General features: G+C 39.4%; 5 protein-coding genes. All 5 read left to right on the top strand.

Annotated features, from left to right (window positions below; translation table 11 throughout):
• The first annotated feature begins 5 nt into the window (after positions 1-5).
• Positions 6-2000: a tetratricopeptide repeat-containing sensor histidine kinase gene (locus ACO1O5_RS17665; protein ID WP_486272572.1), complete on the top strand. Its 1995-nt coding sequence runs from the start codon at positions 6-8 to the stop codon at positions 1998-2000.
• Between the two features lie 9 nt (positions 2001-2009).
• Complete coding sequence (locus ACO1O5_RS17660; protein WP_486272570.1) at positions 2010-4037, top strand: tetratricopeptide repeat-containing sensor histidine kinase; 2028 nt, start codon at positions 2010-2012, stop codon at positions 4035-4037.
• A 198-nt stretch (positions 4038-4235) separates the two neighbouring features.
• Complete coding sequence (locus ACO1O5_RS17655) at positions 4236-9677, top strand: sensor histidine kinase (protein WP_486272568.1); 5442 nt, start codon at positions 4236-4238, stop codon at positions 9675-9677.
• Between the two features lie 9 nt (positions 9678-9686).
• On the top strand, positions 9687-13064 hold the full coding sequence (locus ACO1O5_RS17650; RefSeq protein ID WP_486272566.1) for a sensor histidine kinase: 3378 nt from the start codon (positions 9687-9689) through the stop codon (positions 13062-13064).
• A gap of 209 nt (positions 13065-13273) precedes the next feature.
• Positions 13274-13461, top strand: a 188-nt coding sequence (locus ACO1O5_RS17645; RefSeq protein WP_486272564.1) for a VOC family protein, incomplete at its 3' end; no start/stop codon positions are given.

The following is a 13461-nucleotide window of genomic DNA, read 5'->3' as shown; positions in this document are numbered from 1 at the left end:
AAAAAATGATAAAAATAATAACCATTTCTTTTCTTCTTGCGTTTACCTGCGGTATTTCATCAGCTCAAAATGCTGAAGGTGTGAAACGCGTTGAAGAAGTAAAGAAGGAATTAATCAATGCCAGAGCTGATACCAGCCAGGTATTGTTAATTGTTGATTTATGTACTGCCTATCAATGGACTAATATTGATTCGCTCAATTATTACAGTAAAGAAGGATTGGAGCTTTCTCAAAAACTAAAATTTGCAAGAGGAGAAGTTCGGATTCTAAATAGCCTGGGCATGTCATTGTCATTTCACGGCAACATTCCGCAGGCACTTGATACACTATTCAAAGCTTTACAATTAGCAGAAAAAAATAATTACTCGCTTGAAACGGCCATTTGTCTTAACAGCATTGGAAGCTGTTACTCTTTTTTAAACGACAAGTCGAAAGCAATTGACTTTACAAGAAAAGCAGAATCAATCAATGAAACCATACAACATACACCACATGATCTTTATTGGAAAATTTATATCGAATTCTGGCTGGGAACAGATTACTCAGATTTAAACAAACTGGATTCCGCAGATATTTTTCTTAAAAAAGCATACAACAATGCTTTCCATCCCGGGTTTACTGATCTGTACAGTATCCGCCCCACGATATTAATGTTTTATGGGGAGCTTTATTTTAAAAGAGGTGATTTTGAAAAAGCTTTTAATTACCTCCACCAGGCTATTGAAACCTATGATGTTTACCAGGATCCGTTTGGAACTGCTGATGCCAGCAGTATCGTTGCCGGTTTTTTCAATGAAGAGAACAACGCTGATTCTGTGATTTTCTATGCAAAAAAAGGGCTGGATGCTTCGCTTAAATTTGATTACCAAACAGGAATACTTAATAACAGTAAGATACTCTCTGATCAATATGAGAAGATGGACCCAAAGCAGGCACTATATTATCTTAAGATAGGACTTGCTGCCAATGATTCTCTTTACGGAGCAAAGAAAATATGGGAACTTCAAAAGACTCTTTCAGAAGAACAACAACATGAGCAACAAATCCGGGATGACCAAATGGAAAAACAAAACCGGCTAAGACAGAACGGATTTTTGGCAGGCCTGGCAGTACTGCTGGTCATTGCATTTATTCTTTTTAGAAATAACCGGCAAAGAAAGAAAGCCAACGTGGTATTGCAGCAGCAAAAAACAAAAGTAGAAAGTACGCTTACAGAATTAAAAGCCACCCAATCCCAACTCATCCAATCCGAGAAAATGGCATCATTGGGAGAACTGACGGCAGGTATTGCCCACGAGATACAAAACCCGTTGAATTTCGTAAATAATTTTTCGGAAGTAAGTAATGAATTGATAGATGAAATGAAAATAGAATTAGCAACCGGCAACCAGCAAGAGGCAATAGCGATTGCTGATGATGTAAAACAAAATCTCGAAAAAATTCTACATCATGGCCAGCGTGCCGATGCCATAGTAAAAGGAATGCTGCAACACTCACGGTCAAGCACAGGTGTAAAAGAACCAACCAACATTAATGCTTTAGCAGATGAATATTTACGATTAAGTTATCACGGGTTAAGAGCAAAAGATAAAAAGTTTGATGCCGAAATAAGAACTGAATTTGATAAGGATATTAACAACATCAATATTATTCCACAGGATATCGGAAGGGTGCTGCTTAATTTATATAACAATGCATTTTATGCCGTGACTGAAAAAGCTAAACAACTAACTAATCGTTACGAGCCAACGATTTCAGTAACTACAAAAAAGATAAATAATAAAGTTGAAATTAGAGTTCAGGATAATGGCAATGGTATTCCTCAAAAAGTAGTTGATAAAATATTTCAACCCTTCTTTACCACCAAACCAACAGGACAAGGAACAGGGCTGGGATTGAGCTTGAGCTATGATATTATAAAAGCACATGGGGGAGAAATAAAAGTGGAGACAAAAGAGGATGAGACAACAGAGTTCATTATTCAACTACCAATAGCTTAAATTGATTGCATGAAATTATTGCTAAAAATTACGGTGCTTTTGTTATTGCCTGCATTTGTTGAAGCCCAGGCCCGGCGCCAGATAGACAGCGCCTATCTTATACTTCAGCATGCAGCGAATGATACTATTCGTATGGGTGCTTGTTCCATGCTGGGAAGTCTATACGATGATATAAACGCCGATAGTGGTATTTATTATTGTAATAAGGGGATAGCCATTGCCGAAAAACTCGACTTGCAATTAAACAAGGCTATGATGATGGCATATATGGCCTGGCCGCTCATGAAGACGGGAAATTATCCCGAGGCTCTTAAGTTAATAAACCAGGGACTTAAAATTACCGAAGATCTTTCCAATGGGAAAAAAGCAGGATATCTGCAAAACGGACAAAGCCTGCAAATGTACCGGCTTAGTGTAATCGGCATACTGTATACAGCCCTTGAGAGCCTTTACGGTTACGCCGGCAACTATGAAAAGCAAATTGCAATTGCCCATGAAGCAATTCCACGTTTGGAAGCCGCAAGAGATACTTTCAACCTTGCCGGATTATACCCTGACATTGGTGACAGTTATCTAAAACTGAATAAGCCCGATTCGGCCCTTTTCTATCAGCACAAGTCACTATATTATTATTCAAAGTTACCTTTTGACGCCAGAAAGTTTGAAGGCGGTACGTATACATCCATAGGCATGATCTACGAGCAAATGGGAAACACTGATCTCGCCAGGGGAAATTATCAAAAAGCGACACAGGTTAGTGAACAGAATAGTAATCCCCGGCTTGCCGGAAATGCATGTCTTCAATTAGCAAAACTTTATCGATCATTGAACAAAGCAGATTCGGCTTTTATTTATGCCAAAAAAGCCCTTGACGCTTTTACACTGGGTGGTTACGAAAAGGAAAAAGCAATTGCCTCCCGGATGATCTCAGATTATTATCACGATGAAAACAATACAGACAGTTCTTTTGCTTATTTAACACTGGCTACATTACTAAATGATAGTCTTGGCAGCATAGAAAAGAAAAGGCTCCAGGAATTCCAGGTGGCAGCATTCAATCAGCAATTAACGTTGCAGCAACAGGAGCAAGAGCGAATTGAAAAAGAGGGTGAACAAAAAACGATTGCCATCATAGCATTGATTGCCGTATTCAGTACTATCGGATTCTTACTTTACCGCAACAATCGTCAAAAGCAAAAAGCAAATCAAACACTGCAAGAGAAAAACAGCCAGATAGAACAAACGCTCAGCGATTTAAAATCTGCCCAGAAGCAACTCATCCAGTCCGAGAAAATGGCAAGTTTGGGAGAACTCACCGCAGGCATTGCCCATGAAATACAGAACCCGTTAAACTTTGTGAATAATTTTTCTGAAGTGAATAAAGAATTGATTGCAGAAATGAGAGATGAAATTGTAAAAGGAAATTATGATGAAGTAAATGCACTGGCCAAAGATGTTGGAGAGAATGAAGAAAAGATAAATCATCATGGAAGACGTGCCGACGCCATTGTAAAGGGAATGTTACAACACTCACGGTCAAGCACAGGTGTAAAAGAACCAACGGATATTAATGCATTAGCTGATGAATATTTAAGATTAAGTTATCATGGCTTGAGAGCAAAGGACAAAAATTTCAATGCCGAAATGAAAACTGATTTTGATAAGTATATTGGCAACATAAATATTATTCCACAGGATATTGGAAGAGTGATGCTTAATTTATTTAACAATGCATTTTATGCGGTGACTGAAAAAGCCAAGCAACAAACCAACGGTTACGAACCAACGATTTCAGTAACTACAAAAAAGATCAATAATAAAGTTGAAATTAGAGTTCAGGATAATGGCAACGGTATTCCTCAAAAAGTAGTTGATAAAATCTTTCAACCCTTTTTTACCACCAAGCCCACTGGGCAAGGAACGGGATTAGGTTTGAGTTTGAGTTATGATATTGTAAAAGCACATGGAGGGGAAATAAAAGTGGAGACGAAGGAGGGAGAGGAGACGAAGTTTATTATTTCATTGCCCGTTATCTGAATTACAGGCTTGTTCGACGAAGAGATTACACTGAATAAACCTCTTATTGCAATCCAATGAAATCTATAAATCCGATTAATTGGCGAGTTAGACAATTACAACATTTTATGAAACAAATAACTGTCAATTAGCTTTGGATCCGAAAAGGCTTGAAGAATGAGTATTCAAAATGATTTGATATAATTTGAACTAATGAACATGGAAACCGAAAAATCCCTGCAATTACAAAAACAGCAACTGGAGCGGAAGCTGGAGCAAAAGGCCATGGTTATAAAGCGGGCGAAACGTAATTTGGAAATCGAGGCCTCACTTGAAAAAGTCCGTTCAATCGCTCTTAGGATGAAGAGGGCAGAAGACATGCCTGAAGTATGTAAAACTATTGCGCTTCAATTGCAATCATTAGGATTAAAAGAAATTCGAAATGTGCAAACGGCAATTTTTTATGAGAACCGAGGCAGTTACATGAATTACGAATATTATGCAAGGCACGATAAAACAGTCATTACAGAAACCGTCTATACCAATCATGAAGTAGCCAGGGCCTTTGCTGCAAAAATGCTCAAAGGCAAGGGGGAATTTTATATTACCCACATCAAGGGCAAAAAAGTAGGAGAATGGCTGGCCTATCAGAAAACAACCAATGTCTTTATCGACCACTACCTGGAAAGCGAAAATTCGCTGAATTATTACTGGTATTCATTAGGGCCTGTTGCTTTGGGAATTTCCACTTATGCTTCATTAAGCAAGGAGGAAATAAATTTATTCAAACGTTTCCTGAATGTATTTGAACTCGCTTATACGAGATACCTGGATATTGAACAGGCTGCAGCCCAGGCAAGGGAAGCCCTCGTGGAACTGGCATTAGAGAGAGTTAGAGCCAGAACAATGGCGATGCAAAAAAGCGAGGAACTTTCGGAAACAGTGTTCATCCTTTTTCAGCAGTTTAAAGAATTGGGTGAAAACCCTGACCAGGCTACCATAGGCATTATAAACGAGGCAGACCGTGCAATTGACTATTGGGTAACGATGTACGGCAACCAAACCAAACGGATGTATAAATTTCCCATTGATGAGCCCAATGTTACCAACAAGATATACCAGGCATGGAAAGAACACAAAAAATCATTGGTGATAACCCTTACCGGGAAGGAGCTTTACGATTTTTCTACCTTCAGGGAAAGCATGGGCGGAGCTGCCTATAACGCCAAAGAAAATAAACGCGTGATCAATGTTGCATTTTTTTCAAAGGGTCTTATCAATGTGCAGTCAAATGAAGTGCGGTCCGCGGAGAGCATCCGCCTGTTGGAAAGATTTGCAGGAGTATTTGAACAAACCTATACCCGCTTCCTCGATCTACAGAAGGCAGAAGCACAGACGAGAGAAACGCAAATAGAGTTAGGATTGGAAAGAGTGAGGGCAAGAGCTATGGCCATGCAAAGTTCTAATGAGTTGTCCAATTTGGTTGATTGTGTTTTTAAAGAACTCACCAAACTTGATTTTGCATTGAATTGGTGCATCATTAATATCATCGATGAAAGTACTTTGTCTAATACTGTTTGGGCAGCTAACCCGGATATTAATGGCGCACCGGAATCTTATCACATGAAGTTTGAAGATTATCCTTTTCATGACGCGATGATGAAGGGTTATAAAGAAAGGGCCACTAAATATATATACGTTCTTGAGGGGCTTGAGAAAAAAGTTTATGATGAATATTTATTTAATGAAACTGAATTCAGAAAAGTTCCTGAAGAAGCAAAGGCCGCATCGAGGGCAATGGAAAAATATGTTGTCTCTTTCTCGTTCAGCAATTTTGGCGGACTGCAAACAGTAGGCGACAAACCCTTGTCAGATAGTAATCTCGATATACTTGAACGGTTCGGAAAAGTCTTTGATCTTACTTATACCCGTTTCAATGATTTACTTAAAGCAGAGGCACAGGCAAAAGAAGCAGAGATAGAATTGGCTTTGGAAAGAGTTCGTGCCAAGACAATGGCTATGCAAAAAAGCGATGAGCTCAAAGAAGTAATTCAACTTGTATATGAACAATTTATTCACTTAAATATTTATATAGAACATACAGGTTTTCTAATTGATTATAAAGTAAGGGATGATTTGCATATCTGGCTGGCTGACCAGCACCTGGTTCCTTCAGAGGTAACAATCCCCTGGTTTGATTCTCCACCCAATAACAGCATTAAGGAAGCAAAAGAAAAAGGACAGGATTTCTTTAAATACCTTCTGACCTTTGAAGAAAAAAACAAATTTTATCGGGACCTTTTTAAGTTTATCCCCGATGTGCCCGAGGAAACATTGGAATATTATCTCAATTGTCATGGCCTTGCCGGATCAGGTGTATTGTTAGATAATATTGGCTTATACATCGAGAATTTTTCGGGTACGCCTTATAGTTATGAAGAGAATAATACGTTGATGCGTTTTGGAAAAGTGTTTCAACAAACCTATACCCGTTTTCTCGACCTGCAAAAAGCAGAAAAGCAGGCAAGAGAATCACAAGTTCAATTAGCATTGGAGAGAGTAAGAGCAAGAACAATGGCAATGCAGAAACAAAATGATTTGCTGGGAGTACTGGATTTATTAGTTGAGCAACTCGTAAAGCTGGGAGTAAATCTGCAAGTTGCGAATTTCAGCAACGGAATACCCGGCGGAGATTGGGATTTGTGGATTGAGGTGGCGGCAGACGATGGTACTATTTTTAATAATTATGTTCATTTTCCCCGCATAGATCACCCCTATTTTCACCATGTGGAAAAAAATATTGAAACCTTCAGGAAGGATGGTACACATATATTTAAAGACGTATTCTCAAAAGAAGATAAAGACTCGTGGCAGGATTACGTTAATACCCAAACAATTTATAAGGATTTAACCTCTGAAGAGATCAAACAGTCAATGTATGAAAAGTCTGGCTATGCCTGGTCAATGGTGATTTTGAAAGACACCTGGGTTTCAATTTGCAAATTCAACACAATACCTTTCAGCGGCGAGGAGGATGCTTTATTAGAAAGATTTGCGAATGCATTTGGACAAACCTATACCCGTTTTCTCGATCTGCAAAAGGCAGAAGCGCAAGCAAGAGAATCGCAGATTGAACTGTCACTGGAACGGGTACGTGCAAAAACAATGGCCATGCACAACAGCGCAGATGTTGGTGAAACAGCTGCTGTTATGGTGGAAGAATTAAAGAAACTTGGAATAGAAACCATACGCTGTGGAATCGGCATTATGCACGAAGAGGGGGATATGGAAGTCTGGACCATACGCACCGATGAAAATAACAAAACAGACATCATTATTGGCTGGCTTGATATGAACATGCACCCGCTTTTGCATAACGCATTTGAGAGTTGGCGCTTGAAAAATGAATCATATTATTATGACTTAAAAGATGATGAATTATTAAGTTATTTCGACGCGATAAATAATTATCCGGGTTACCCGATTAGATATGATACTGCTTCCTTGCCCAGGCGAATTCATCATAATGAATTTTATTTCCCCGAAGGCATTTTGTTTGCCTTTTCGCTGGAGCAAATAAGTGAAGAACAGAAAAAAATATTTAAACGGTTTACGGGTGTGTTTGGGCAAACTTACCGCCGGTATCTCGATTTAAAGAAAGCGGAAGCACAGGCAAAAGAAGCACAGATTGAAGCTGCTTTGGAACGGGTCCGTTCAAGAACCATGGCCATGCAAAATTCGGATGAACTTGCCGAGCTCGTAGCGACTGTATTTACTGAACTGAACCGTCTTGAATTTGCATTAACGAGTTGTATTATTTGGATCAATAATCCTGAATTATTAACCGCTGAAATGTGGGTAGCCAGCACCCAACTTAATAAGCCGCCGGAACCTTATTACATCAAACCTTTCCGTCATCCTTATTTTAAATCAGTAATAGATGCATTTAAAGAGAAAAATAAAAAATGGGTGTACGAAATGAAAGGTGACGAGAAAAAAGTTTTCCAGGAACAATTTTTTAATGAAGTCGGCAGTTTCCCTACACTTATTAAAAAAGCCCTGGAAGCTCCTGAAAGCGTGGTGTTTTCTGCGTCGTTTTATAATTTCGGCGCATTGGAAATTGTAGGCAGCGAACACCTTTCTGATGAAAAATTCGAAATTCTTCACCGGCTGGGCAAAGTATTTGACATGTCGTATACCCGCTTTAACGATTTGAAACAGGCAGAAGCACAAGCAAAAGAAGCGAGGATTGAAACCGCCTTGGAACGGGTAAGAAGCCGCACGCTTGCCATGCAAAAAAGCGATGAACTTGCAGAGACTGCCACGGTAGTTTTCAGGCAACTAATCGACCTTGGTATTGCACCCAACCGTTTATACATCGGTATTATAAATGATGATACGGGAGACATTGAAGCCTGGGCCACTGATGAAGACGGCGGTAAAATTAATAGCCGGTTTACCCTAACCAGCAGTAGAAACGCAACTATTAAGAAAATGTACGATGGATGGAAACTCCAGGAAAAATCGATCACTATTGATATGCAAGGCAAAGAGCTTGCTGATTATATCGCATATATCTCAGGAGAAATTCATGTACCTGTTACCGTTGGCCATACGCAGCAACGGCGAGTACAGAACATAGCCTATTTCGGAAAAGGTCTCATTGGCATTGCTTCACCCGATCCACAACCCCAGGAAACAATACAACTGATTGAGCGTTTTGCAGCAGTATTTAATCTTACCTATACCCGCTTTAATGATCTTAAAGTTGCAGAAGCCCATGCGGTACAGGCAGAGGAAGATTTGATAAAATTGCAAACTGAAAAAAAGCGTGCCGAAGATGCTTTGAGTGAGTTACGTGCCACACAAGCCCAACTCATTCAATCCGAAAAGATGGCTTCGCTTGGAGAACTTACTGCAGGCATTGCACATGAAATACAAAATCCTTTAAATTTCGTGAATAATTTTTCCGAAGTGAATACTGAACTAATAGATGAACTGGAACAGGAAATGGATAAAGGAGATATTAACGAAGCCAGGGCAATAGCAAAAGATATTAAAGAGAACGAACAAAAAATAAATCATCACGGCAAACGTGCCGATGCAATTGTAAAAGGAATGTTACAACACTCACGGTCAAGCACAGGTGTAAAAGAACCAACTGATATCAATGCATTGGCTGATGAATATTTACGTCTCTCCTATCACGGTCTTCGGGCAAAAGACAAAGATTTCAATGTAACAATGAATACAGATTTTGATGAGGCTGTTAAAAAAATCAATATTGTCCCGCAGGATATCGGAAGAGTGTTGTTGAATTTATATAACAATGCTTTTTACGCAGTTAGTGAAAAAAAGAATGCTTCGACAAGATCAGCAGGACAACTTTATGAGCCAACAGTCGCGGTTAGCACAAAGTCTGTCAAGTCCCCTTCAGGCGATTTTGGGGTTGTACTAACGGTAAAGGATAATGGTAATGGCATCCCTCAAAATATAGTAGATAAAATTTTTCAACCATTCTTTACCACCAAGCCAACAGGGCAAGGAACAGGACTGGGTTTGAGCTTGAGCTATGATATTGTGAAAACACATAATGGTGAATTGAAAGTGGAAACAAAAGAAGGAGAAGGAACAAAATTTATTATTGAATTAAACTGCTAATTCTTTAAAATGAGACCCCTATACCGGAATATTTCAAAAACTTTTAGATATGCCGCTCTTGTTGCGCTGCTGTTTACCGGGTTCCATTCTGTTGCGCAACTTAATATCAATAATTTAACGCAATACACCGAAACTGATGGATTGCCGGGTGCACAGGTTAGTCAAATATTGGTTGACAAACTGGGTTATGTGTGGGTTGGAACTATCAACGGTTTGGCCCGCTTTGATGGGTACGAATTCAAACGATATTATTACAACCCCAACGATACCGCTACGCTGCACGGTCTCAATGTGTGGTCACTTTTTGAAGATCACACAGGCCGGATATGGATAGGTTCCGCACCATCATTTATTAATGCATACAACCCTGTTACCAAAACATTCAGGCAGTACCGTTTCACTAATTTGATTAATCACCCGGCAAACGTAGAACCGGACGTAATGGCATTTTGCGAAGATAATAACGGAAGAATATATTTTGGAATAAATACGAACTACGGCCAAACTATTCCCTCAGCGCTTTTATACAAAGAGCAAAATGAAGACACACTGAAACGATTCGACTCCCCCGACAGCATTCCGATACAAAATGTTATGCGGATGGCTAAAGATAAAATGGGTGACATCTGGTTGCTGTGTTATAACGGATTATTAAAAATTGATTTGCGGGGAAAGCTCATTAAAGTTTATTCACAAAGAATTGAAGAGGAATTTAAGAAGAATGACGAAGGACCATCAGACATTCAGTTTGATGAGGAAGGTCATCTCTGGGTGATAAGCACTAAATCCAGGCTTTACGAAATTGATCTTGCTGACACTTCCTATAAGATTTATACACCGCCAGGAATACCATCTGCCAACTTCTTCAACACAATGGTCCTGGATAAAAATAAGAGTATCTGGCTTGGTACCGAAAGAGGTTTATTCCGGTTCAACAGACAAACCGGGAAGTTTGAGTTCTTTACATCCGCATCCGAAAAGCAAATCGAAAAATCAAATGTGAATGTATTTTGTTTTGATTCTTTTGGCTCATTATGGATTGGCGCCGGAAACCTGGGATTATTGAGATATGAAGAAAAGGCTGTTTTTAAAACTTACAGTTTTGATAAGGTTGATAAGAATTCAATTACCCCGGGGTGGGCTAACAATATTTATGAAACCAGTGATGGCAAAATATGGATTACTACTGCCGGCCCGGGTACTACTTCGGGAATAAATGAATTGGACCTGGCAAACAATACCATCCATCCCCTTCCGTTGGGATCATTTTTACCTGGCGTCCACCAGATAAATGGGCTCATGGAAACCAAACCCGGGGAATTGTTACTAAATACGCAATCAGGCAACTATAATTTTTCAACTACAACCAGCGATGTAAAAAAAATAGAGTTGGGCTGGTTGCCCGAAACAACCGCCATCAATCAATTCTATAAAGACAGCAAAGAGAATTTATGGCTGTGTACACTAAAAGGACTTTTCAAAAAGAATAAAGGAACGGATACTCTTAAAAGATATGACTTAAGCACATTGCCCGGCAGCAACGCCGGCAGTAACGAGATTACCCGGGCATTTGAAAGCAAAAGACACGGGTTATGGCTAATTACAAACAATGGGTTGTTCTTATACAATTACGCAACTGATAAAATTGATAGACACGGCTACGATAAAAGCAAGGGTGATATATTTATTACGCAGGATGTAAATTCATTTTATGAAGATGTTGATGGCATGGCATGGGTAGGTACCTGGCAAGGCGGATTGAGTATGTATAACTTGGAAACCCAAAAGATCACAACCTATACCCGGAACGACGGGCTGCCCTCCATGAGTATACAGGGTATCCTTCCTGATGAAAAAAATAATGCCTTGTGGCTTAGCACATTTGATGGCCTTAGCCGGATGGATCTGAAAACAAAGACCTTTAATAATTTTTCGATAGCAGACGGAATACAGGGCCAGCTATTCGCCGACGGGTCTACATTGAAAACATCGTCGGGGCTATTGGCTTTTGGAGGCTCCAATGGAGTTACCATCTTCAATCCTGATGCTATCAGCAAATCATCTACACCACCCAAAGTATTTTTAACGGACCTGAAGTTGTTCAACAAATCAGTGATACCGGGTGAAAGATCAATTTTAAAAAAACCAATTTACGAAACCAAAGAGATTGTATTGCCGTACAACCGGAACAATATTTCCTTAGAGTTCCTGGCCATTCATTATTCTAATCCATCCAAAAATCAATATGCCTATAAGCTGGAAAACTATGACAATGATTGGCGGGAAGTAGGAAGTCAACGTGTTGCTTTTTACCCAAATCTTCCACCCGGCGATTATGTCTTCCGGGTAAAAGCGGCAAATAATAACGGGGTATGGAATGAGGAGGGAGCCTCGTTAAAAATTACTGTCAATCCTCCCTGGTGGAAAACAACCTGGGCATATATCGTTTATGCGTTGTTGTTAATAGCGGCAAGTTTAGCCGTCAATCGTTATCTGCGCCGGCGGCTCTTGCAAAAAGAACGCGAAAAAAACCGTGCCCGTGAGCTGGAGCAGGCTAAAGAAATAGAAAAGGCGTATCATAAACTGGAGGAAGCCCACGAAACATTAAAGGCAACACAATCACAATTGATTCAATCCGAAAAGATGGCCTCATTGGGCGAACTAACTGCGGGAATTGCCCACGAAATACAAAATCCATTAAACTTCGTGAACAATTTTTCGGAAGTGAACAAAGAATTACTGGCGGAAATGAAGGATGAAATGGATAAAGGAAATTTTAATGATGCAAAAGGAATTGCCAAAGACGTGATAGAAAACGAGGAAAAAATAATTCATCACGGCAAACGGGCCGACGCCATTGTAAAAGGAATGTTGCAACACTCACGGTCAAGCACAGGTGTAAAAGAACCTACCAACATTAATGGCCTGGCCGATGAATATTTGCGCCTGGCATACCAGGTGTTGAAAGGAAAAAATGCCTCTTTTAATGCCAAAATAAAAACTGATTTTGATGAAACCATTGGTAATGTCAATATTGTTCCGCAGGACATTGGAAGAGTACTACTCAACTTATACAACAATGCCTTTTATGCAGTGAACGAAAAATCAAAGCAACAAACTGACAGCTATGAACCTACAGTTTCAGTAACAACTAAGAAATTAAATAATGCCATTGAACTAACAGTAACGGATAACGGTAATGGCATTCCGCAAAATATAGTTGATAAAATTTTTCAACCATTTTTTACTACAAAACCAACTGGAGAAGGAACAGGATTAGGGTTGAGCTTGAGTTATGACATTATAAAAGCACATGGAGGGGAGATAAAGGTAGAAAGGAACGGAGGTAAAGGAACTGAATTCATAATTGAACTGCCAATTCTCTAAATATCTGTCCATCCGATGATCTTTCCAAAAATAAGCTAACGTAACGTATAGGCCCCGAACGAAAACAAAAGAGGCAAAGACTACGCGGATTTATTATTTATTATTATCTTGGCTGTAGCAGAATTTAATTTTCCAATCTGACTATCAAAGACCTCCTCAATAGAACCCATATAGGAAGCCGTTTTTAATAACTTTTAAATTTTAAATGTATGGCTATTATTCCTGTAACGCCGGGCATTCATCACATCTGCCTGAGGTCGACAAATTTCGATGTCACCAAAAATTTTTACCAGGACATTCTTGGGTTCCCCCTGGTGATAGATACGCCTGAACTCATTATTTTTTCTGCCGCAGGTATATTTCTTGCTTTCAAAAAAGCCAATCCAAGGAACAGTGA

The organism is Ginsengibacter sp. (assembly GCF_057362405.1).
The sequence above is the reverse complement of the archived record's forward strand: the minus strand, read 5'-3'. Positions and strand labels throughout refer to the sequence as shown.

What these genes read in the sequence shown, in the direction of transcription:
- ACO1O5_RS17665 (WP_486272572.1), top strand. Translation starts at nt 6, where the DNA reads ATGATAAAAATAATAACCATTTCTTTTCTTCTTGCGTTTACCTGCGGT.
- ACO1O5_RS17660 (WP_486272570.1), top strand. Translation starts at nt 2,010, where the DNA reads ATGAAATTATTGCTAAAAATTACGGTGCTTTTGTTATTGCCTGCATTT.
- ACO1O5_RS17655 (WP_486272568.1), top strand. Translation starts at nt 4,236, where the DNA reads ATGGAAACCGAAAAATCCCTGCAATTACAAAAACAGCAACTGGAGCGG.
- ACO1O5_RS17650 (WP_486272566.1), top strand. Translation starts at nt 9,687, where the DNA reads ATGAGACCCCTATACCGGAATATTTCAAAAACTTTTAGATATGCCGCT.